This window comes from Streptomyces viridochromogenes DSM 40736, assembly GCF_000158955.1.
In the GTDB taxonomy this organism is placed as follows: Bacteria; Actinomycetota; Actinomycetes; order Streptomycetales; family Streptomycetaceae; genus Streptomyces; species Streptomyces venetus.
Genome location: NZ_GG657757.1, coordinates 3,729,315 through 3,751,742 on the forward strand (window position 1 = coordinate 3,729,315; position 22,428 = coordinate 3,751,742).

19 protein-coding genes and 1 tRNA gene are annotated in these 22,428 nt (G+C 70.9%); 9 read left to right on the forward strand and 11 right to left on the reverse strand.

Annotated elements, in window-relative coordinates:
• Nucleotides 1–7 precede the first annotated feature (7 nt).
• The 3 genes from SSQG_RS16225 to SSQG_RS16235 all read left to right on the forward strand — a co-directional run bounded on the left by SSQG_RS16225 (nt 8) and on the right by SSQG_RS16235 (nt 3,353).
• Nucleotides 8–1,048 (forward strand): P1 family peptidase, encoded by a 1,041-nt coding sequence (locus SSQG_RS16225; protein WP_039932857.1) that lies wholly within the window; start codon nt 8–10, stop codon nt 1,046–1,048.
• Between the two features lie 164 nt (nt 1,049–1,212).
• Nucleotides 1,213–2,427, forward strand: coding sequence for a L,D-transpeptidase (locus tag SSQG_RS16230; protein WP_003990877.1), 1,215 nt, complete (start codon nt 1,213–1,215; stop codon nt 2,425–2,427).
• 179 nt (nt 2,428–2,606) lie between these two features.
• Entirely contained in the window at nt 2,607–3,353 is a 747-nt protein-coding gene (locus tag SSQG_RS16235; protein ID WP_003990878.1) for a DUF6227 family protein, read from the forward strand.
• 322 nt (nt 3,354–3,675) lie between these two features.
• Here the strand turns inward: SSQG_RS16235 and SSQG_RS16240 are convergent, their stop codons facing one another.
• From SSQG_RS16240 to SSQG_RS16255, 4 genes are all read right to left on the reverse strand, one after another.
• Entirely contained in the window at nt 3,676–5,733 is a 2,058-nt protein-coding gene (locus tag SSQG_RS16240) for a PTS fructose transporter subunit IIABC (protein WP_003990879.1), read from the reverse strand.
• 145 nt (nt 5,734–5,878) lie between these two features.
• Nucleotides 5,879–6,826, reverse strand: a complete 948-nt coding sequence (gene pfkB / locus SSQG_RS16245) for a 1-phosphofructokinase (RefSeq protein ID WP_003990880.1) — start codon at nt 6,824–6,826, stop codon at nt 5,879–5,881.
• Nucleotides 6,823–7,584, reverse strand: a complete 762-nt coding sequence (locus tag SSQG_RS16250) for a DeoR/GlpR family DNA-binding transcription regulator (protein ID WP_003990881.1) — start codon at nt 7,582–7,584, stop codon at nt 6,823–6,825. Before SSQG_RS16250 ends, pfkB begins: the two co-directional genes overlap by 4 nt.
• A gap of 152 nt (nt 7,585–7,736) precedes the next feature.
• Nucleotides 7,737–9,242 (reverse strand): MFS transporter, encoded by a 1,506-nt coding sequence (locus SSQG_RS16255; RefSeq protein ID WP_003990882.1) that lies wholly within the window; start codon nt 9,240–9,242, stop codon nt 7,737–7,739.
• Nucleotides 9,243–9,304: 62 nt separating this feature from the next.
• Between SSQG_RS16255 and SSQG_RS16260 the strand changes: the two genes are divergently transcribed.
• On the forward strand, nt 9,305–10,276 hold the full coding sequence (locus tag SSQG_RS16260) for a helix-turn-helix transcriptional regulator (protein WP_003990883.1): 972 nt from the start codon (nt 9,305–9,307) through the stop codon (nt 10,274–10,276).
• A 186-nt stretch (nt 10,277–10,462) separates the two neighbouring features.
• Here SSQG_RS16260 and SSQG_RS16265 read toward each other — a convergent pair whose 3' ends face one another.
• Both SSQG_RS16265 and SSQG_RS16270 read right to left on the reverse strand, forming a co-directional pair.
• A complete protein-coding gene (locus SSQG_RS16265; protein ID WP_003990884.1) occupies nt 10,463–11,176 on the reverse strand; it encodes a TetR/AcrR family transcriptional regulator in 714 nt (237 codons plus the stop codon).
• A 338-nt stretch (nt 11,177–11,514) separates the two neighbouring features.
• Entirely contained in the window at nt 11,515–12,513 is a 999-nt protein-coding gene (locus tag SSQG_RS16270) for a sigma-70 family RNA polymerase sigma factor (protein WP_003990885.1), read from the reverse strand.
• Nucleotides 12,514–12,705: 192 nt separating this feature from the next.
• Between SSQG_RS16270 and SSQG_RS16275 the strand changes: the two genes are divergently transcribed.
• Nucleotides 12,706–13,224, forward strand: a complete 519-nt coding sequence (locus tag SSQG_RS16275) for a GNAT family N-acetyltransferase (protein ID WP_003990886.1) — start codon at nt 12,706–12,708, stop codon at nt 13,222–13,224.
• 45 nt (nt 13,225–13,269) lie between these two features.
• Here SSQG_RS16275 and SSQG_RS16280 read toward each other — a convergent pair whose 3' ends face one another.
• The gene (locus SSQG_RS16280) at nt 13,270–14,055 is read right to left on the reverse strand and encodes a dioxygenase family protein (protein WP_039932861.1); all 786 of its coding nucleotides are present in this window, start codon (nt 14,053–14,055) and stop codon (nt 13,270–13,272) included.
• 90 nt (nt 14,056–14,145) lie between these two features.
• Here SSQG_RS16280 and SSQG_RS16285 point away from each other — a divergent pair, with 90 nt between their 5' ends.
• On the forward strand, nt 14,146–14,679 hold the full coding sequence (locus SSQG_RS16285) for a MarR family winged helix-turn-helix transcriptional regulator (RefSeq protein WP_003990888.1): 534 nt from the start codon (nt 14,146–14,148) through the stop codon (nt 14,677–14,679).
• Nucleotides 14,680–14,821: 142 nt separating this feature from the next.
• On the opposite strand, the gene SSQG_RS16290 is transcribed toward SSQG_RS16285, so the two are convergent.
• Together SSQG_RS16290 and SSQG_RS16295 are read right to left on the reverse strand one after the other, a co-directional pair.
• A complete protein-coding gene (locus tag SSQG_RS16290) occupies nt 14,822–16,366 on the reverse strand; it encodes an MFS transporter (protein ID WP_003990889.1) in 1,545 nt (514 codons plus the stop codon).
• Nucleotides 16,367–16,530: 164 nt separating this feature from the next.
• Nucleotides 16,531–17,175 carry a TetR/AcrR family transcriptional regulator gene (locus SSQG_RS16295; protein WP_039932864.1) on the reverse strand — a complete coding sequence of 215 codons (645 nt, stop codon included), beginning with the start codon at nt 17,173–17,175 and terminating at the stop codon, nt 16,531–16,533.
• Nucleotides 17,176–17,865: 690 nt separating this feature from the next.
• Between SSQG_RS16295 and SSQG_RS16300 the strand changes: the two genes are divergently transcribed.
• The 3 genes from SSQG_RS16300 (at nt 17,866) to SSQG_RS16310 (ending at nt 21,086) form a co-directional block, all read left to right on the forward strand.
• Nucleotides 17,866–19,092 (forward strand): M6 family metalloprotease domain-containing protein, encoded by a 1,227-nt coding sequence (locus SSQG_RS16300; protein WP_208865650.1) that lies wholly within the window; start codon nt 17,866–17,868, stop codon nt 19,090–19,092.
• Nucleotides 19,093–19,204: 112 nt separating this feature from the next.
• Nucleotides 19,205–20,920 carry an IclR family transcriptional regulator domain-containing protein gene (locus SSQG_RS16305; RefSeq protein ID WP_003990892.1) on the forward strand — a complete coding sequence of 572 codons (1,716 nt, stop codon included), beginning with the start codon at nt 19,205–19,207 and terminating at the stop codon, nt 20,918–20,920.
• Nucleotides 20,921–21,010: 90 nt separating this feature from the next.
• A tRNA-Arg gene (locus SSQG_RS16310) sits at nt 21,011–21,086 on the forward strand.
• A 90-nt stretch (nt 21,087–21,176) separates the two neighbouring features.
• Here SSQG_RS16310 and SSQG_RS16315 read toward each other — a convergent pair.
• Together SSQG_RS16315 and SSQG_RS16320 are read right to left on the reverse strand one after the other, a co-directional pair.
• On the reverse strand, nt 21,177–21,401 hold the full coding sequence (locus SSQG_RS16315) for a hypothetical protein (protein WP_003990893.1): 225 nt from the start codon (nt 21,399–21,401) through the stop codon (nt 21,177–21,179).
• A 466-nt stretch (nt 21,402–21,867) separates the two neighbouring features.
• Nucleotides 21,868–22,296 carry a hypothetical protein gene (locus SSQG_RS16320; RefSeq protein WP_003990894.1) on the reverse strand — a complete coding sequence of 143 codons (429 nt, stop codon included), beginning with the start codon at nt 22,294–22,296 and terminating at the stop codon, nt 21,868–21,870.
• Between the last annotated feature and the right edge of the window lie 132 nt (nt 22,297–22,428).

A 22,428-nucleotide genomic window follows, 5' to 3' on the forward strand; every position in this document is an offset into this window, starting at 1 on the left:
GGGCGCCATGACAGTTGACGCTCTGGTGGACGCTCTGACGGATGTCTCCGGCCTGCGGGTGGGGCACGCGACCCGCACCGGCGACGGTTGGCTCACCGGCACCACGGTGGTGCTCGCCCCGGAGGGCGGGGCCGTGGCCGCCGTGGACGTGCGGGGCGGTGGTCCCGGCACCAAGGAGACGGACGCGCTCGACCCGCGCAACGTGGTCCGGAAGGTCGAGGCGATCGTACTGACCGGCGGCAGCGCGTACGGACTCGACGCGGCGTCGGGGGTGATGGCCTGGCTGGAGGAACACGAGCGCGGGATCCGTGTCGGTGCGCAGCCGGGGCACGTCGTGCCGGTGGTGCCCGCAGCCTGCGTCTTCGACCTGGGGCGGGGCGGCGACTTCCGGGCTCGGCCCGACGCGGCCACGGGGCGTGCGGCGGTCGAGGCGGCCGCGGCGAGCGAGCCTGGCGCACCGGTGACTCAAGGGTGTGTGGGCGCCGGTACGGGCGCGGTGGTCGGGGTGATGAAGGGGGGTGTCGGCAGCGCGAGCACCGTGCTCGGCTCGGGGATCAGGGTGGCGGCGCTGGTGGTGGCCAACGCGGCGGGGTCGGTGCTGGCCCCGGAGACGGGGGTGCTGTACGGGGAGTTGTTCGAGGGACGTGTGGAGTACCCGGAGGCGGAGCTCCACGAGGCCGCGCAGCGGCGTCTCGCCGAGACCGCGGCGAGGAGCGCGCCTCCGCCGCTCAACACCACGCTCGCGGTGGTCGCCACGGACGCGGACCTGCCGAAGGCGCAGGCGCAGAAGCTGGCCGGTACGGCACACGACGGCATCGCCCGGGCAGTGCGGCCGGTGCACCTCCTCAACGACGGCGACACCGTGTTCGCCCTGGCGACGGGAGGGCGTGCCCTGGACGCCGCGAACCCCCTCGCCTTGAACGAGATCCTCGCGGCGGGCGCCGACATGGTGACGCGCGCGATCGTCCGGGCCGTGCGCGCCGCGGAGCCGGTCGACGGTCCGGGCGGGGCGTGGCCGTCGTACGGGGAGCTGTACGCGGGCCGCTGAACCGGCGGACGTGTAGAGCCACTTCACGGCGTTGCGGGACATTGTCCCAGCGCTGTAACGGTGATGTCGTTCATGGCGGTCGGACGGAACCCGACCGGCCGTCCGGCCCCTCTTCCCTCACGACTGGAGCGGATCACGCACATCACACCAACTGGGGGAAGCCCGTGACAACGCCGGACATTGCAGCGCGGCGCACACTGGGGGCCTGTGCCGCCCTGATGGTCGGCGCCCTGACGCTCACCGCCTGCGGTGGCAGCGCCAACGCCAAGGACGACGCCAACGACGGCGACTCGGCCAAGACGTCCGTCGCCAAGATCGCCATCTCGGCGAAGGACGGTTCGACCGGCGCCTCCATCAACACGACCGGCGTGAAGGTCAGCGACGGGAAGCTGACCGAGGTGAAGATGACGGTGGCGGGTGGTGGTCAGGCCGTGCCGGGCTCGGTCTCGGCCGACGGGAAGACCTGGAAGCCGAAGGAACAGCTGGAGCGCGGGACGAAGTACCAGATATCGGCGACCGCGAAGGACACCGAGGGCCGTACGGCCGCGGCCAACTCGATCTTCACCACGGTGACGTCCTCGAACAGCTTCATCGGGACGTACACGCCGGACAACGGCGCCACGGTGGGTGTGGGCATGCCGGTGTCGTTCACCTTCGACAAGGCCATCACCAACCGGAAGGACGTGCGGTCGCACATCACGGTCACCTCCAGCAGCGGGCAGAAGGTGGTCGGGCACTGGTTCAACGCGCAGCGTCTCGACTTCCGGCCCGAGGAGTACTGGAAGGCCGGTTCCAAGGTCACGATGAAGATCGACCTGGACGGGGTCGAGGGCACGAACGGCGTCTTCGGTGTGCAGAAGAAGACGGTCACCTTCACCGTCGGCCGCTCGCAGGTCTCCACGGTCGACGCGGGCACGCAGACCATGACGGTCGTCCGGGACGGCAACACCGTCAAGACGGTCCCGATCTCGGCGGGCAGCCCGGAGCACACCACGTACAACGGGCAGATGGTGATCTCCGAGAAGTTCGTGCAGACCCGGATGAACAGCCGGACGGTCGGGCTGGGCGGTGAGTACGACATCCCGGACGTGCCGCACGCGATGCGTCTGACGACGTCCGGCACGTTCATCCACGGCAACTACTGGTACAACAAGGGCAATCCGCCGTTCGGCCGCGAGGGCACCAGCCACGGCTGCGTCGGCCTCGCAGACGTCCAGGGCGCCCAGGGCAGCACCTCCGCCAAGTGGTTCTACGACAACTCGCTCATCGGGGACGTGGTGATCGTCAAGAACTCCCCCGACAAGACGGTGGCGCCGGACAACGGGCTCAACGGCTGGAACATGGCGTGGAGCCAGTGGGGCGCGGACAGCGCCTCCTGAGCGACTGAACGACCCTCCCAGCAAGGGTTTTTGACGGACAGAACGGGCCGCGCGGGAACTATTCGCGCGGCCCGCGCGTTTTCCTGGACGTACGTTTTCTCGGTTCCCGGACATGATGTCCGACCGAGAGGCTACGGTATGCACCCACAAGGTGACATGCAGCAACGCCGGGAGAAACCTTGAGCGTTCCGTACGAGACGGCAGCGTACGAACCACACGACTCGCCCGAGTCTCCGGAGGAGCACCTCGCGCGACTCCTCGGCCGCGCCCTGAACTCCTTCGAGTTGCCCGACGAGACGATACGGCAGCTCGACTGCGCGCTGGCGCACGACGGTTCGCTGCACTCCGCGCACCACAGCGAGGGGCTGCACCGGGAGACCTACCGGCACACCTGGCTGCTCGCCGACGGCTCGGCGCTCACCCTCTGGGAGCTCGTCCACAACACCGCCCGGGGCAGCGAACCGCAGCACGAGGTGTATGTCGACGAGGAGGAGCTGCGCGCCGCCACCAGCCGTCTGCCGCTGCCGCCGGACACGCCGGACTTCGAACTGCCGGTGACGGTGCAGCTGTCCCCGGTCCCCACTCCCCGGCACTCCTACGCCGGGGACGACTCGGCGGACCACGCGCGCCGTTTACTGCGCCGCGCGGAGAACCCGGACCGGCCGGGCGCGGACACGGCAGCCCGGCTGGCCACGGCGTCAGGTCACCGGATCACCCAGGCCTTCGGCCGCCCCTGCCGGGCGGGCCGGGCGGGGCTGGGCTTCTCGCTCTACGAGCACGCGTTCCTGCTGCGCGACGGCGAGGAGGTCTCCCTCTGGGAGGTGGAGCACACGGCGACGCCGGACGGGCGGCACATGTGCGAGGTGTACGTCAGCGAGGACGCGGCGCGCGATGCGATGGAGCGGCGAGCCTCGCAGCTCTCCTAGGCCGTGGGCCGCGCAGGTCTCCTAGGCCGCGAGCCGCACAGGTCTCCTAGGCTTCCCTGCCGCCCAGCCTGCGCGCCAGCTCGGCGAAGGCGTCTCTCTCTTCCGGGCTCAGTTCCACGGACTCCGACCGGGGGCCTGTCTGCCGCTGCTGCGGGAGAGCCGGGAGGGAGTGACCTTCGGGCCACCGGGAGACGTGATCGGGCATGTGCCCCAGTAGACACCACGGCCCGGGACTTCAGTCCCGGGCCGTGATTTTCGTGATCTATCTCGCAGGTGGCATGAACGGTTCACACACCCCGAAACGGACGTCCTGCGACGGCCCTCAGGCCGCTACGGGCTGCTTGGTCTCCGCGGCGGCCGCGGCGGTGCCCTCGCCGGATGCCGTGGCGGCCCCCGGGGCCTGCTTGCGCATGCCCTTCAGGACGACCACCAGGGCCGTCGTGACGCAGACGCCCGCGGCGATGGCGACCAGGTAGAGCAGCGGGTTGCCGATCAGCGGGACCACGAAGATGCCGCCGTGCGGGGCGCGCAGGGTGGCGCCGAAGGCCATCGACAGGGCGCCGGTGATCGCGCCGCCGGCCATGGACGCCGGGATGACGCGCAGCGGGTCGGCCGCGGCGAAGGGGATCGCGCCCTCGGAGATGAAGGAGGCGCCGAGCACCCAGGCGGCCTTGCCGTTCTCGCGCTCGGTCTGGTTGAAGAGCTTGCCGCGCACGGTCGTGGCCAGGGCCATGGCCAGCGGCGGCACCATGCCGGCCGCCATGACCGCCGCCATGATCTTCATCGCGGAGTCGCTGGGGTTGGAGACCGCGATACCGGCCGTGGCGAAGGTGTAGGCGACCTTGTTGACGGGTCCGCCGAGGTCGAAGCACATCATCAGGCCGAGGAGGGCGCCGAGCAGGATGGCGTTGCTGCCGGACAGGCTGTTCAGCCAGTCGGTCATGCCCTTCTGCGCCTCGGCGATGGGCTTGCCGATGACGACGAACATCAGGAAGCCGACGATCGCCGAGGAGATCAGCGGGATCACCACCACCGGCATGATGCCGCGCAGCGCCGCCGGGATGTTCACCTTCTGGATGGCGATCACCACGCCACCGGCGATCAGACCGGCCGCCAGACCGCCGAGGAAGCCGGCGTTGATGGTGAGGGCGATCGAGCCGCCGACGAAGCCGGGGACGAGACCGGGCCGGTCGGCCATGCCGTAGGCGATGTAGCCGGCCAGGACCGGGACGAGGAAGCCGAAGGCGACGCCGCCGATCTGGAAGAGCAGGGCCGCCCAGCTGTCGGCCTGCGTCCAGAGGAAGTGGTCCATCACCGACGGGGCCTTGTCGACCTTGTAGCCGCCGATGGCGAAGCCCAGGGCGATGAGCAGACCGCCCGCCGCGACGAACGGCACCATGTAACTGACGCCGGACATCAGCCACTTGCGCAGCTTGGTGCCGTAGCCCTCGCCGGACTCGCCGGTGCGCTCGACGGGCGTGGCGCCCGGGGAGCCGGAGGTGACCTCGCCTCGGGCGGCCTTCTCGCGGACCTCGGTGATGAGTTCGGCGGGGCGGTTGATGCCCGCCTTCACACCGACGTCGACGGTCGGCTTGCCGAGGAAGCGCTCCTTCTCCCGTACGGGCACGTCGTGAGCGAAGATCACGGCGTCCGCCGCCGCGATGACCTCCGGGTCGAGCCGGGTGAAGCCGGCCGAGCCCTGGGGCTCGACGGTGACCTCGACGCCCGCCTCACGGCCTGCGTTCTCCAGCGACTCGGCCGCCATGTAGGTGTGGGCGATGCCGGTGGGACAGGAGGTGACGGCGACGATCCGGAACGGGCGCTCCTCGGGGGCGTCTTCGCCGTCGTCGGTGACCGTGGCGGCGGCGGGAGAGGCCGCTCCCGCCGACGCCACGGTGTCCTGGGAACCCGCGTCCGCGGGCGCCTCGGCCTCGTCGGGCTCGTCACCGCGGATCAGTGCCGCAGCGGCCGCCGCGTCGCCCACCGAGCGCAGGGCGTCGGTGAACTCCGTGTTCATCAGCTGCCGGGCCAGCGACGACAGGATCGTCAGGTGGGCGTCGTCGGCACCGGCCGGCGCGGCGATCAGGAAGATCAGGTCGGCGGGGCCGTCGGCCGCACCGAAGTCGATGCCGTTCGCGCTGCGCCCGAAGGCGAGCGTCGGCTCGGTGACGTGCTCGCTGCGGCAGTGCGGGATGCCGATGCCGCCGTCGAGGCCGGTCGGCATCTGGGCCTCGCGGGCGGCCACGTCGGCGAGGAAGCCGTCCAGGTCGGTCACCCGGCCCAGGGCCACCATGCGCTCTGCGAGGGCGCGCGCCGCCGCTTCCTTGGTGTCGGCGGACAGGTCGAGATCGACCAGGTCCGCGGTGATCATGTCGCTCATCGCGGGCTCCTTAGCTCGCGTATCGCCCGGTCAGTGGGATGGGCGCGGAGGGGGACGGGGGTGTGGTGGGGGGTGACGGAGGCGGCGGCGGGCAGTAACGGGGAGGTTTGCCGTTCGCGGGCGGGGACGTGCTGCTCGACGTAGGTCATGACACCGGCTCCTTCAGTACCCGGTCGGCCGGGATGTCGGCCGTGACCGTGACCGCCGCCGGGTCCAGGTCGCCCGGCTTCGGCATGACGCTGCCGGGCAGCTGGACGGCGGCGGCGCCATGGGCGACCGCGGAGGCGAGGGCCTCGGGGCCGCTGCCCCCGGCGATCAGGAAACCGGCGAGGGAGGAGTCGCCGGCGCCCACGTTGCTGCGGACGGCGGCCACCCGGGCGCTGCCGAACCAGGCACCCTCGTCGGAGACGAGCAGCTGCCCGTCCGCGCCGAGGCTCGCGAGCACGGCCCGGGCACCCATCTCGCGCAGTTCCTCGGCGGCCTTCACCGCGTCGCCGACGGTGGCGAGGGGGCGGCCGACGGCTCCCGCGAGCTCCTCGGCGTTCGGCTTGACCACGTCGGGCCGCTCGCGCAGCGCCTCCAGCAGCGCGGGCCCGGAGGTGTCCAGGGCGATACGGGCACCGGCGGCGTGCGCGCGGGCGACCAGGTCGGCGTACCAGGAGGGGGCGAGGCCGCGTGGGAGGCTGCCGCAGCAGGCGATCCAGGCGGCGTCGCGGGACTGCTGCCGTACGGTCTCCAGGAGCAGTTCGCGTTCCGCCTCGGACAGTTCCGGGCCCGGCGCGTTGATCTTCGTCAGGACGCCGTCGGACTCGGCGAGGGCGATGTTGGAGCGGGTGGCGCCGGCGACCGGGACCGGGGCGACCTCGATGCCCTGCGCGTCGAGCAGGTCGGCGACGAGCGCGCCGGGGGCGCCGCCCAGGGGCAGGACCGCCACGGTGCGCTGCCCAGCCGCCGCGACCGCGCGCGAGACGTTCACGCCCTTGCCGCCCGGGTCCATCCGCTCGCCGGTGGCGCGGATGACCTCGCCGCGGTCGAGGGACGGCACCTCGTACGTGCGGTCCAGGGACGGGTTGGGGGTGACGGTGAGGATCATGCGCGCACTACTTCCGTGCCGCCGCGCTCGATGGCGAGGGCGTCTTCGGGGCTCAGCCCGCTGTCGGTGATCAGCAGGTCCACATCGCTCAGGTCGCCGAAGCGGGCGAAGTGCTCCTGGCCGTGCTTGGAGGAGTCGGCGAGCAGCACCACGCGGCGGGCGGCGGCCAGGGCCGCGCGCTTCACTGCGGCCTCGGCGAGGTCGGGGGTGGTCAGGCCGTGTTCGGCGGAGAAGCCGTTGGCGGCCACGAACAGGACGTCGGCGCGGATCTCGCCGTACGCGCGCAGCGCCCAGGCGTCCACGGCGGCGCGCGTCCGGTGCCGTACGCGCCCGCCGACGAGGTGGAGCTGGATGCCGGGGTGGTCGGCGAGCCGGGCCGCGATGGGCAGGCTGTGCGTGACGACGGTGAGGGAGGCCTCCAGGGGGAGGGACGCGGCCATCCGGGCCACCGTCGTACCGGCGTCGAGGATCATCGTGCCCTCGCCGGGCAGTTCCGCGAGGGCCGCCTTGGCGACGCGGTCCTTCTCGTCGGCGGCCGTCGTCTCGCGCTCGGCGAGGTCCGGCTCGAAGTCGAGTCGCCCTACGGGGATGGCCCCGCCGTGCACCCGGCGGACCAGGCCGGCGCGGTCGAGGGCCTTCAGGTCCCGGCGGATCGTCTCCGCCGTCACCTGGAACTCCTCGGCCAGCGACACGACATCCACTCGGCCGCCGTCGCGGGCGAGCCGGAGGATCTCCTGCTGCCGTTCCGGTGCGTACATGTCTGTTCACCTCCGCCTCGTGCCCGAACGTGTGGTTTCAGCGGGAGGCTACGCCGAGATTTCCGCGAAGTAAACAGTTTCGGACCCAATCGGGCATGATCAGAAATGACGGCGGGCCCGGCACCGTGTGGTGCCGGGCCCGTCCCCCGTCGTCAGACCAGCGCCGGTTCCTGCTGTCCGGTCACCGCCTGCTCCCCCTCGACGTGCTGCGCCGGCCGCTTCGGCAGGGCGAACATCAGCAGGAAGATGACGCCGAGCACCCCGGCCACCCAGCCGAGCGCGTTGTGGAAGGCGTCCGAGAAGGCCGGGCCCACCTGGTCCGGGCGCAGGTGGTCACCGATCGTGCCGAAGAAGACCACCGAGACCAGGCCGAGCCCGAGGGCGTTGCCCATCTGCTGCACGGTGTTGATCAGGCCGGAGGCCGAGCCGGAGTGCTCGCGCGGCACCTCGGAGAGGATCGCGTCGGTCAGCGGCGCGACGATCAGACCCATGCCGACCCCCATCACCACCAGGGGCAGCGCCATCTGCCAGGGCGCGATGTCCAGGCCGTAGTGGCCGGACTCCCAGATGTAGAGGAGCACCCCGGCCGCCATCACCAGCGCGCCCGCCTGGAGCACCTTGCGCCCGAAGCGCGGGACCAGCATCTGCACCGACATCCCGGCGGCGGCCGACACGGCGATCGAGAACGGCACCCCGGTCAGCCCGGCCTTCAGCGGGCTCCACCCCAGCCCGATCTGCATGTACAGCGTCCAGACCAGGAAGAACACACCCAGCGCGACCCCGAAGACGGTCTGCACGGCGATCCCGGCGGCGAAGCTCTTGACCCGGAACAGCGACAGCTCCACCAGCGGGGAGCCGTCCCGTGCGGCCTTCCGCTTCTCGTACGCCACCAGCACCGCGAGGACGACGAGCGACCCGGCCATCGAGACGTACCCCCACGTCGGCCAGCCCAGCTCGCGCCCACGGGTGAGCGGGTAGATCAGCATCAGCAGGCCCAGCGTCACGAGCGCGACGCCCACCAGGTCCAGCTTCAGGGCCCGCGGTGCCTTGGACTCGCTGATGAAGCGGCTGCCGAGGACCAGGCCCGCGACGCCCACGGGCAGGTTGATCAGGAAGATCGACCGCCATCCCCACCCGAACAGGTCCCACTCGGTCAGCAGTGCGCCGAGCACCGGACCGGACACGGCTCCGAGGCCCACGACCGCGCCGAACATCCCGAACACCTTGCCGCGTTCGTGCGCCGGGAAGGTCGCGTGCACGATCGACAGCACCTGCGGCACCATCAGCGCCGCCATGCCGCCCTGGAGGATCCGCGACGCGACCAGCATCTCGGGGTTCACCGCCAGGCCGCACAGCGCGGAGGCGACGGTGAAGCCGCCGATGCCGATCAGGAAGATCCGCTTGCGGCCGTGGATGTCACCGAGCCGGCCGCCGGTGATCAGCCCGGCGGCGAAGGCGAGGGCGTATCCGGCGGTGATCCACTGGATCTGGCTGAAGGACGCGCCCGCCTCCCGCTGGATCGACGGGATGGCGACGTTGACGATCGTGACGTCGACGAGGTCCATGAAGGCCGCGGTCATCACGATCGCGAGGGCGAACCAGCGACGGCGGTCGGTGCCGTCGCCGCCTGTGCTGAGAGGGGTCTCGGTGGAGGTCATGCCTCGAAGCTACTGGCTCACTAGGTCAGATCGTGTCCTAATGGTGCGGCATGCTCATCGGTATGACGACGGACACTCCGGCTCGGCTGCTGACGCTCCTCTCCCTCCTCCAGACGCCCCGCGAATGGCCCGGCGGCGAGCTCGCCGACCGGCTCGGGGTCTCCCGCCGCACGGTCCGGCGGGACATCGACCGCCTGCGCGAACTGGGCTATCCCGTGCAGGCCAGCAAGGGTGCCGACGGCGGCTACCGGCTGGTCGCGGGCAAGGCCATGCCGCCGCTCGTGCTGGACGACGAGGAGGCCGTGGCCATCGCGGTCGGGCTGCGCGCCGGGGCGGGGCACGCGGTGGAGGGCCTGGACGAGGCGTCGGTACGGGCGCTGGCCAAGCTGGAGCAGGTGCTGCCCGGCCGGCTGCGCCACCGCGTGGCCACACTCCAGGCCGCGACCACACCGCTGACCAGCGGTGACGGGCCGAGTATCGCGCCCGAGACGCTGACCGTGATGGCCTCGACGGTGGCCGGGCACGAGCGGCTGCGGTTCGCCTACCGGGCCGCGGACGGCACCGAGTCCCGCCGCCTCACCGAGCCGCACCGGCTGGTGTCGACGGGCCGCCGCTGGTACCTGGTGGCGTACGACATCGACCGGGACGACTGGCGTACGTTCCGCGTCGACCGGGTGAGCGAGCCGTTCGCCACCGGGGCACGGTTCGCGCCGCGCGAGCTGCCCACGGGAAGCGCGGCGGAGTACCTGCGGCGGTCGATGCAACGGCGCCAGGAGTCCTACGACTTCGAGGTCACCTTCGCCGCGCCGGCCGAGTTCGTCGCCGCCCGGCTGCCCAACTGGCTCGGCACACCCGAGCCGTTGGCGGACCACCGCTGTCGGCTACGGGGGACCTCGGCGGACGCGGTACAGCGCGTGGCGTTCCGGCTGGCGATGCTGGAGTGCGACTTCGTGGTGCATCAGCCTGAGGAACTCATGGCCGCTGTGCGGGAGTTGGGGGCGCGCTTGAGCAGGGCGGCGGCGGGCGGGGCGTGAGCCGTCGCCCCACGGGCCCCGCGAGCCGCCGCTTCACCGGGCCCACGGGCCGTCCTCCCACGGACCCCACGGGGGAGACCCCACGGGCCGTCCTCCCGCGGGACCCCATCGGCAGTCCTCCCACGGCCGCCACGAGCCGTCGCCCTGCGGCCGCCACAGGAAGTTGTCTCACGACCGGAAGTTGTCTCACGCCCCCCACGGGAAGTCCTTGAGCGCCGCGAGGTTCCGCAGCGCCAGCTCCGCCGGGCTCCCCGGGCCCTCGACGGGTCCGTCGCCCTCGGCCCAGCCCTCAAAGGCGGCGCGCACCGCGGCACTTGCGACGGCGGCGGTGAAGCGCGGCTCGGGGGTGGTGGGGTAGCGCGGCTCGGGGACGGCGGCAACGTTGTCAGCACCGCCCGTCATCACGGAACCTCCTGCCGCCCCGGCACGGGTCATCCGCTCCGCCAGCACCTCCCCCAGCATCCGCTCCGACGTCTGGCACACCTCCGCCCACACCCTGCGCAGGGACGGGTTCGCCTCGGCCAGGCGCAGGAGGGTGCGGACGCACTCCCAGGAGGACGCGGAGACGCCGGCGCCCGGGGTGAGGGTGTGGCGGGCCCCCTGCTCCAGGGCCTGGAGCACGCTCACGTCGGCGGGGGCGGCACGTACCGCCTCCACCCAGCGCTGGGCGCCGACCGCGTAGAGCGGGGCGACGGCCTCCTCCTTCGTGGCGAAGTACCGGTAGAAGGTGCGCGGGGCGATGCCGGCGGCCTGGGCGATGTCCTCGGCGCGGGTGGCGCGCAGGCCGTGCCGTACGAAGAGGCCGGCCGCCGCGCGGGCGATCTCCATCCGCGTCTCGGCCTTCCGCCGCTCGGTCAGCGAGGCCTGGGGCGGGGTCGGGGTCGGGGTGGTGCTGCTCACGCCCGGCAGGCTATGCCCATGTGGCACAATCTGCCATCTGGTCGGGCCACCCCGTGGTTCAGGTACGGGGTGACCCGCCCTTCAGCGCCCCGCCGGCGCAAGGGCGGTCGGCAGAAAAGAGCCGGGCCCCGGCGCCCGGGGGGAGGGGCGCCGAAGCCCGGCCTTGGGAGAGTCCCGGCGCCGGGGGGAGTGCGACGGGACTTGGCTCTCAGGGGCCAGGGGCGTGACCCCGGGCCCGAACTGGTGGACCCGGAATTCTTGTTCCCTGAGCCCTGCGGGTTGAAGCGGCTTTACATCGCCATGTTTGCGCGGTCTTTCGCCACCCGGCGTACGCGGTGTCACGCAGCCGCGTCGAAACCGGTGCTGCGCGCCAGCTTCTTCAGCTCCAGCAGCGCGTGCTTCTCGATCTGCCGGATGCGCTCGCGGGTCAGGCCGTGCTCCTTGCCGACCTCGGTCAGGGTGCGCTCACGGCCGTCCTCGATGCCGTACCGCATCTTGATGATGGAGGCCGTGCGCTGGTCGAGGCGGCCGATGAGGTCGTCGAGCTCCTCGCTGCGCAGCAGCGTGAGCACCGACTGCTCGGGCGACACCGCCGAGGTGTCCTCCAGGAGGTCACCGAACTGGGTCTCGCCCTCGTCGTCCACCGACATGTTCAGCGAGACCGGGTCGCGGGCCCAGTCCAGCACGTCGGTGACGCGCTCCGGCGTCGAGCCGAGCTCGGCGGCGATCTCCGTGGGCTCCGGGTCCCGCCCGTGCTCACGGTTGAACTCGCGCTGCACCCGGCGGATCCGGCCGAGCTCCTCCACGAGGTGGACGGGCAGGCGGATCGTACGGGACTGGTCGGCTATCGAGCGGGTGATGGCCTGGCGGATCCACCACGTCGCGTACGTGGAGAACTTGAAGCCCTTGCGGTAGTCGAACTTCTCGACCGCGCGCACCAGGCCCGCGTTGCCCTCCTGGATCAGGTCCAGCAGCGGCAAGCCGCTGCGGGGGTAGCGGCGGGCGACCGCGACGACCAGGCGCAGGTTGGAGCGGATGAAGATGTCCTTGGCGCGCTCCGCGTCGGCGACCAGGGACTCGAGCTCCTCGCGGGTGGCTTCCGCCTTCGTCTCCTCGAAGCCGTCGAGGACCTGCTTGGCGAACACACCCGCTTCGATGACCTGGGACAGCTCCACTTCCCTGGCGGCGTCGAGCAGCGGTGTGCGAGCGATCTCGTCGAGGTACATGCCGACCAGGTCGCGGTCGGCGATCTCGCCGCCATGGGCGCGAACACTGCTTGCCGCCTGGGCCGTCTCGCCGGTGGCGGACTGACGACGGGCGACGGCACGGGTTGCCATGCGTGCTCCCTTGCGTGGTGAGGTCAGCGGGTGGTCCTTCGGACGCTGGACTCCGTCTCCGGGACTCTCCGGACTCTCCTCGGGTGCCCTGCATCCGATGGAAACAACGACTGGAATCAGGACAGAATTCCCAACCGACCCGTCAATTTTTCTGATCATGCAGTACCCTGTCCGGCCACACAGGGAGGTCGAATGTCGACGGAGCGTACGGAGGTGCAGGTCAGGCCGGGGGTCGAGGGTGACCTCGTGAGCCTCACAGGCCTCTACAACCACTACGTTCGCGAGACGGCATTCACATTCGACACCGAAATCTTCACTCCGGAAGAGCGCCGCCCTTGGTTGCTCTCCCACCCAGTAGACGGCCCGCACCGCCTGATGGTTGCCGTGACGCCGGACTCACAGGAGATTCTGGGTTACGCCACATCCAGCCCTTACCGAGCGAAGCCCGCCTACGCGACCTCCGTGGAGACGACGGTGTACGTCTCCCCGCACGCCGGCCGCCGAGGCGTCGGCACGCTGCTCTACGAGGCCCTCTTCGAGGCCCTGTCCGGCGAGGACCTGCACCGCGCCTACGCCGGCATCGCCCAGCCGAACGAGGCGTCCGCCCGGCTGCACGAGCGCTTCGGCTTCCGGTACGTCGGCACCTACCGGGAGGTCGGCCGCAAGTTCGGCCGCTACTGGGACGTGGCCTGGTACGAGAAGCCCCTGTGACAACGCGGTCGGGTGTCACAGCGCGGTCGGGTGCCGGGAACGGTTTCAGCCGAACTGCACGGACCTCTTCGCCAGCCCCATCCAGAACCCGTCGATCACGGACTTCTGCGCGTCCAGCTCACCGGTCGCGTCGGCCGCGCCCATGGTCACGAACAGCGGTGCGAAGTGCTCGGTGCGCGGATGGGCGAGCTGCCCGGCCGGCGACTTGCGGGTGAAGTCGAGCAGCGCGTCCACGTCACGCGCCTCCAGTGCCCGCCGTCCCCAGTCGTCGAACTCGGACGACCAGGCGGGTATGCCGCCCTGCCGGAGCGCGGCCAGGTTGTGGGTGAAGAAGCCGGAGCCGACGATCAGCACGCCCTCGTCCCGCAGCGGGGCGAGTTTGCGGCCGATCTCCATGAGCCGGACCGGGTCGAGCGTCGGCATGGACACCTGGAGGACCGGGATGTCGGCCTCCGGGTACATCTCGACCAGCGGGACGTACGCGCCGTGGTCGAGGCCACGGTCGGGGACGTCCTGGACGGGGATGCCGGGGGCGCGCAGCAGCTTCCGTACCGACTCGGCGAGCTCCGGTGCGCCGGGCGCGTCGTAGGTCACCCGGTAGTAGTGCTCCGGGAAGCCCCAGAAGTCGTAGACGAGGGGGGCGGTCTCGGTGGCGCCGATGGCGAGCGGGGCCTCCTCCCAGTGGGCGGAGATCATGAGGACCGCCTTGGGGCGCGGCAGGCCTGCCGACCAGGCGGCCAGTTCGCCGGGCCAGAACGGGTCGTCCGCCAGCGGCGGGGCGCCGTGGCTGAGGTACAGAGCGGGCATGCGCTCCTGGGTGGCGGCGGACATGCTGCGACTCCTTCCAAAACATGGTTCCCTAACAAAACTGTACGGGCCATTTGTTTAAAGTTCAAGGAGGGGCCACGTAGAGTGGAAGACATGAAGGCACCCGCACCCGCACCGACTGAGGGCAGCACGGAAAAAGCCCGGGAGCCGCGCTGGCTCACCGACGAGGAGCAGCGCGTCTGGCGCTGGTTCATGGAGGGGGCCACCCTCCTCGACGACCATCTCGACCGTCAGCTCCAGCGCGACGCGGGCATGCCGCACGTCTACTACGGCCTGCTGGTGAAGCTGGCGGAGGCGCCGCGGCGGAGGCTTCGGATGACGGAGCTCGCCATGCTGGCGAAGATCACCCGCTCCCGTCTCTCGCACGCCATCGCGCGCCTGGAGAAGAACGGCTGGGTGCGCCGCGAGGACTGCCCCGACGACAAGCGGGGCCAGTTCGCCGTGCTGACCGAAGAGGGCCACGAGGTGCTGCGGCAGACCGCGCCGGGCCATGTGGACGCCGTACGCCAGGCGGTCTTCGACCGGCTCGACCCGGAACAGCAGAAGTCCCTCGGCGAGATCATGCGGATCATCGCCGAGGGACTTCAGCCGACCGAAGCGGGTGCGGACCTGCCCTGGCTCCGCTGACGCGGGAGCCGGGCAGGTCCTGGATTCCGTAGGTACGAGGCGTCCCCTTCCCCGTACCTACGGATGGCCCTGAGTGGGGTTCTCGGGTACGGCCGTCATACAGCCGTCATGCCGTCATACACGTCATGCCGTCATACAGCCGTCAGTGGGCGACGACCGGGACCTGCACCTCGTCCGCCACATCCGTGTCCGAGCCGGAGCCGGTCACCGTGGCACTGCCGGGCCGGCCGGCGTTGACGAAGGTCAGGGCGATGCCGGCGGCCACGACGAGGATGCCGACGGCGAACCAGATGGCGCTCGTGTAGCCCTCGACCATGCCCTCCAGCTGGACCAGTTGCTGCTGGGACCGGCTGGTGGCACCGACGATGTGGTCGGCGATGTAGGACGTGGTGGCCGAGGCCGCGATCGTGTTCAGCAGGGCCGTGCCGATCGCGCCGCCCACCTGCTGCGAGGTGTTGACCATCGCGGAGGCGACACCCGCGTCCCGCGGCTCGACGCCCTGGGTGGCCATGGACATGGCCGGCATGAACGCCGTACCCATGCCGAGGCCGAGCAGCAGCATCGCCGGCAGCAGCAGGGCGGCGTACGAGGAGCCGATCTCCAGCTGCGTCAGCAGCAGCATGCCGAGCGCGGCGACCAGGAAGCCGGGGCCCATCAGCAGGCGCGGCGCGACCCGGGTCATCAGACGCGTGCCGATCTGGGTGGAGCCCGTGATCATGCCCGCGATCATCGGCAGGAAGGCGAAGCCGGTCTTGACCGGCGAGTACCCCTTCACGATCTGCAGGTAGTAGGTCAGGAAGAGGAACAGACCGAACATCGCGATGATCGCGAGACCGAGGGAGAGGTAGATCCCGCCACGGTTGCGTTCGGTGATCACGCGCAGCGGCAGCAGCGGGGCCTTGACCTTCGACTCGACGACCACGAAGGCCAGGAGCAGCACGGCCGAGGCGACGAACATGCCGACGGTCACGGCGTCGCTCCAGCCGTCGGACTCGGCGCGGGTGAAGCCGTAGACGAGGGCGACCAGGCCGAGAGTGGACAGGATGACGCCGGGGATGTCGAGCGGGGAGCGGTTGCGGCCGCCCTCCGGCTCACGGATCACGAAGTACGCGCCGGCCGCGGCGACGATGGCGAACGGGATGTTCACGAAGAACGTCCAGCGCCAGTCCAGGTACTCGGTGAGGAAGCCGCCCAGGATCAGGCCGACGGCGCCGCCACCACCGGCGATCGCGCCGTAGATGCCGAACGCCTTGGCGCGCTCCTTGGCGTCGGTGAACATCACGGCGAGCAGGGAGAGCGCGGCGGGCGCGAGCAGGGCACCGAAGGCGCCCTGGAGGGCGCGGGCGCCGAACATCATCGCCTCGTTGGTGGCGGCGCCGCCGAGCGCGGAGGCCGCGGCGAAGCCGCCGAGACCGAGGACGAAGGCCCTCTTGCGTCCCCACAGGTCGGCTATCCGGCCGCCGAACAGCAGCAGACCGCCGAAGGCGAGGGCATAGGCCGTGACGACCCACTGCCGGTTGCCGTCGGAGATGCCCAGGTCCTGCTGGGCGGAGGGCAGGGCGATGTTCACGATGGTGGCGTCCAGGACGACCATCAGCTGGGCGAGCGCGATGAAGACCAGCGCTTTCCAGCGGCCCGGATCCGGTTCGGATGGGGCGTTGAGGGCCTTTGAGGCTGTTTGAGACATGGAGGTACCCACTTCGGGACTTCGTGACGGAAAAATCAGGGCTTCGTAGTGGAAACAGGAGTTCGTGCTGAAAAAAGGACGACGAAAGGTAGGGGCGCGTCCTGTGACGGCCACTGGGACTGTCGTCTCGGTTTCAGACGGGTGGGACGGGCTGAACTAATCGGTCAGGACTGGCGCAGGTCCTCCAGGGTCACGGCCGTGCCCGGCAGAACGGAGCGAGCGGGAGCCCGCAGACCGTCCAGGAACAGCTGAAGATGGCGGTGGACGAAGCGGTCGGCACGGAAGCAGTCCGTACCGGCCGGAGGCCGGCTGAGCTGGGCCACGGCGATCATGACGTCCCCGACGTCCACGTCGGAGCGCAGCTGCCCCGCCGCCCTGGCCCGGTCCATGACCTCCGCGACCTGCTTCTCGACCCGTTCGCGCGCGGCCTCCAGGTCCGGGTGGTGCTTGTCGAACGTGCTGGAGACCATCGGGCACAGCGCGCTGATCCGCTCGTCGGCGGCGGCGTGCACGAAGCGCTCCAGCGCCTCGAACGCGTCACCGTTCTCGGCGAGCGCGGACTCGGCCGCCGCGGCCGTGCGGTCCATGACGGAGCAGACGACCTCGCGCACCAGCGCGTCGCGGTCCGGGAAGTTGCGGTACACCGTGGCGTTGCCGACGCCGGCCCGGCGGGCGATCTCGTCGAGCGGCACCTCGGGGCCGTGCTCGACGAACATCTCCCGGGCGGCGGTGACGATCCGCTCCCGGTTGCGCAGGGCGTCGGCGCGGGGCCGGGGCGCCTTGCGCTGTACGGGGGTGGCGGTCTGCACGGCGTACTCCTTGTGTGAGGTGCGGTCTTGCGTGAGAAGCGGTCTTGCGTGAGCTGCGGTCTTGCGTGAGAAGCGGTCTTGCGTGAGCTGCGGTCTGAGGCGTGCGGTGAGGTGATCCGGGGAGAGGCTCCCCGTTTCACTCGGACACATGACTAAACGGGGACTGGGTCCCCGGTATTTCCCGCCCCCGGTGTTTTTTCTCTGTGACCTGGCTCACAACCGCAGCGGGGCGCTACTGACGGGAAACCCACGATCGGTCTCCTCCAACGCGCGCGCCCCACCTCCCCCGCCGCAGGGTGAGCGCAAGGGTGCAGCCGGAGACCGGAGGCTGCCGTGGCGCGGGAGGTGCCTTGCATGCAGCCGCAGCCGCAGCCTCGTCGACGCCGGCCCGGCAGCGGCACAAGGCAGCCGGGTGCGGGGCGGGGTCAGCCGGTGGGGCGAGGCCGAGGGCGAGGGCCTTGGCGTGGACAGGGGCGTGGTCGTGGGCAGCCGACCGGTGCACGGCGTACACCGCCCACCGGTTCAGGGCGGGGGCGTACAGAGGCACCCGACCCCGGGTCGGGGAGGAGTACGGGCCCGCCCCATCCCGAGTCAGGTGGCACGGGCCCGCCCGGCCATGGGATACCCAGGCGGGTACCTGGGCGGACACCTGGGCGTATACCCGGGCGCCGCCTGGCCGCCCTGGCGTGCGTGACGACCCTGACCTTCGCGGTCAGCACCTCCGCCGGCACGGCCCGTCTCGCCCCGGGCGCCTCGTCGGCCGGAGCGGGCCCGATCGCCCTGTCCCGCACCTCCGCGCACGGCCCCTGCATGATCCACGGCGCCCGCGAGGTCCAGATGTCCGAGGGCATCCCCACCTCCGAGGGCTACTCCCGCTCCACCGGCGTCGTCCACGCCCTCAATCTGATGATCGACTTCTCCGACGCACCCGGTGAGGGCGATGCCCTGGACCGTTTCCGGGAGTTCTTCCCGCAGACCCGGCAGTGGTTCCGCACCAGTTCCTACGGCCGCCTCGACTACCGCCCCGAGACCCCGATCCCCGGGTGGCTGCGGATGCCGAAGTCCTTCCGCGAGTACGCCATAGAGCGCGGGGCCCCGTTCGACCCCGGCTACCGCGCCCTGGTCCGGGACATCGTGGCCGCGGCCGACCCGAAGGTGGACTTCCGCGCGTACGACCTGCTGAACATCCTGGTCACCCCGAACGCCGGCCCGTCCGCCCTCGACACGGTCCTGTCCGTCACCTTCGCCGGCAACCCCGAGGCCCCGGCGGCCGACGGCATCCCCGTGGCCAACGCCTCCTTCGTCTACTCGCGCCAGGACGACGGCTCCGGCTCCTACGACCGCACCGGCTACCGCGTCCTCCCCCACGAGAACGGCCACATATTCGGCCTGCCCGACCTGTACACCGCCGAGGGCGGGGGCGCGGTCGGCCACTGGGACATCATGAGCGAGGACTGGGGCGCCAACAACGACTTCCTCGGCTGGCACAAGTGGAAGCTGGGCTGGCTCGACGCCGCGCAGGTGCACTGCGTGGCGACCCCCGGCACCACCGAGTACACCCTGACGCCGCTGGCCCGCGCGGGCGGCTCGAAGCTGATCGTCGTCCCCCTGGACAGCCGCACCGCCTACGCCGTCGAACTGCGCACCCGCGCCGGCAACGACGAGACCGTGTGCCGCCCGGGTGTCCTCGTCTACAAGGTCGACGCCGAGGTGGACACGGGCCTGGGCCCGGTCAGGGTCCACGACTCCCGACGGGACAGCGGCGGCTGCACGCGGGCACCGAACGTCCACGCGGAGCTCTCCGACGCTCCGTTCACGCCCGGGGAGACGTTCCGGGACGTACGGAGGCGGGTCGTGATCAAGGTGACGAGGACGGAGCCCTCGGGGGACTACCGGGTGCGGGTGACGCGCGGGTAACGCGGGAGGAGCCGGCGAGGCAGGGCGCTCGGCCCACCTGCGAGGACCCGATTCCGGATTACGGTAGGCCTGCAGCGACCGCCGTACCGGAGAGCAGATGCCCGCGAAGCCCATGAACGACTCCCTCGAGACGGGAGGGCCTGCCGAGGCGGCTCCCGCGCAGGGGGCTCCTACGGAGGCGGTCACCCCGCTGATACGCGGCATCGCGGTTCTCCGGGAACTGACCGAGGCGGACGGCACGCTGAGCCTGAGCGCCCTGGAACGGGCCACCGGCCTCGCCCGCTCCACGGTCGACCGCATCACGGCCACGCTCTCCCGCATGGGCTACGTCCGTGTGGACGGCAGGGACGTACACCTGACCCCCCGCCTGATGGAACTGGGCAACGCCTACCTCTCCGCCCTGCGCCTCCCCGCCCTCCTCTCCGCCCGCGCGGACGCGCTCGCCGACGAACTGGACGAGTCGGTCTCCCTGGCGGTCGCCGACCGCGACGGCATCCGCTTCATCCACCAGGCGACCCGCCGCCGCGCGATGTCCCTGAGCTTCCGCATCGGCGACCTGCTCCCCGCCGAACGCACCGCCCCCGGCCCGCTGTTCGCGTCGGAGTGGACGGACACCGACTGGCAGCGCTGGCGTGACCGCAGGACCTCGGACCCGAGGGACTTCTCCTTCCCGGCCGTACCGCCGCGCAAGTACCGCCCGGACGCGAGGGAGAACGAGGACTTCGTACGCCGCGCGGAGGAGGCGGCGGCGAACGGCTGGGCCCTGGACGACCAGCTGATCGAGCCGGGCCTGGTGGCGGTCTCGGTCCCGGTCCGTTCTCCCCGAGCCGACGACGGGAAGGGTAATCGCGGCCAGGTGGCCTGCGTGGCAAGCGTGGTCAGCCACACCAGCCGCCACACGGCCCACAACCTGCGCACCACCCTCCTGCCGAAACTCCGCGCGGCGGTGAAGGAGATGGAACGCGACCTGCACAGCACCCCTCCCCCGGAGCCCGGCGCACCCCCCGCGGACCTGGCGCTCTGGACGGGCGCGTCGAAGCAGGAACTGGGCCGCGAGTTCATCGAGTCCCTGGCCCGCGGCCTGACGGTCCTCACGGCCTTCGGCGCGGGCAGGCCGGAGCTGACGCTCACCGAGGTGGCCAAGGCGACGGGCCTGGCCAGGGCAACGGCCCGCCGCGCGCTGATCACCTACGAACACCTGGACCTGGTGACGAGGACCGACGACCGCACCTTCGCCCTCACCCCCCGCGTCCTCTCCCTGGGCTTCCCACCCCTCTCCCGCACGACCCTCCCGGAGATCGCCCAGCCCCACCTGTCGGACCTGACCTCCCGCATCCACGAGTCGACGTCCGTGGCGGTGCTGTCGGACTCGGGCGAGGAGATCCAGTACACGGCGAGGGTGGCGACGGGCAGGGTGATGAGCGTGAACATCACGGTGGGCACCCGCCTGCCGGCCTACGCGACGGCCCTGGGCCGAGTCCTCCTGTCCGACGCACCCGCCCCGGGCCCTCCTCTCGGCCCCCTGCGCCCCCTGACCCCCCACACGATCACGGACGCCCATGCACTCGAAAAGGCCCTGACCTCGGTCCGCTCCCAGGGATACGCCCTGGTGAACGAGGAACTGGAAGAGGGCCTCCGCTCCCTGGCGGTCCCGATCCGCGACCGGTCGGGACAGGTCGTGGCCGCCCTGAACACCGCGATGCACGCCAGCCGCCACACCCTGCGCGAGTGCGTGACGGACCTACTTCCTGCGTTGCTGGTGGCAGCCACCCGCATCGAGTCAGACCTCCACACCGCCGCCCGCTTCACCCACGTCCCCCTGACCTGACCCCCACACCCGCCCGACCCGTATCCGGTACGCTGACGCCTGTGGTCATCCCCGACCACAGGCACGCCGCTGCTTGCGTCCGCTGCCACTGCCTTCGTAGCTCAGGGGATAGAGCACCGCTCTCCTAAAGCGGGTGTCGCAGGTTCGAATCCTGCCGGGGGCACCAGCGCAAAGGCCCCGGACCGATCATGGTCCGGGGCCTTTGACATGCGCTTCTGACATCAACGCGGGCGGTCGAGAGCTCCCCTCGCTTCGGCTACCAGCGAATCGTCTGGCCCTCCGGGGTAACGGTGACGGTGAACTCCTCCAGCTCCGGTGCACCGGCGGCGTGCCAGCGGCCGAACTGTTCTTCCACGCGGTCCCACAGCCCCTCCGGCCCACCCTGCCGGACCAACCACCGGCCGCCGTCCTCGTACACCACGGCCCACGAACCGGAGTCGACGTCAACCAGGACATCCTCGGTGCGCCCATTCCGGTCCATCGTCAGTACGGCCCGTGCGCTTCACAATGACCCACGCGCTCCGGTCAGCGGCCTTCCTGCCGTTAGCCCTCTCCCCACGACGCGGAGAACTCCGCATCAACGCACACAACTTCGAGCCCGCCAGTGACTGAGTTACAACTTCTCTACGGGGTTTCAAGGCGGCTCGCTCCGCTCCCCGTGCGCGGCCCGGCCCCCGGCCGGGCCTGCACTCCAGTCTCCGCCCCGCTCCAGCCCGGCCGGCGCCCGTGCCGCGCTCAAAGCAGTCAGCCGCCTGACGCCAAACAAGGGCTACATCGTGGCTGACGGCTGAGGCGCAAGCATGGGGTAGTGGCGGAGCCGGCTCATCCGTCCTCCGCAGGACAGTCGGTTCTGCCCGTAGAGACCCCAGCGGGTGACGCCTCCCGCTAACAGAACGGAATGAGACACCGGCGTGATGATCAGGCGACCCACTGGATAGTCCCAGTCCCTAGTCGATCACCTCTGCGGGCGGGCCGTCGGTGCTACTGGTACAGAGGAAGGTGAGGTCGTTGTCCGAGATCCAGTTGGGTTGCCACACTCCGATGCTCCGGTACCCGACATGGAAGTACGGACCCTTGCACCACACCTCACCCAGATCTGGCACGGATTCCTGGATGTCCTTGTAGTCCTCTTGCCCTTCGGCCACGTAGACGCTGGCTGGCCTGTACCGGAAGACCCGGACCAGGCGGGCCTCCTTCGCCTCTGGCCTCCCCTCGTCCACAGGGACGGGGTCGGGCAGCTTGATAGAGCGCACGCAGGGGAGACCGAGGGCCTTGAGCGAGTAAACCCGGTCCGGGTGCGTGTCCTCGTAGTCCAGTTGCTTTGAAGGCCCGGTGTAGTCGGGGCCGCTATAGAGGGTCACCTTCAGGTCGGCCACGGGTATCCCTTCGCGTCGTCCGTCCGCGCAGAGCCCGGACGGTTTTAGTCCTCGGGTCAGCTTTCCGAAACATATCGTTGCTTATTTGTGAGAAACGCCGACATCGTGGGAACTGAATGCCCGGAATCCGAA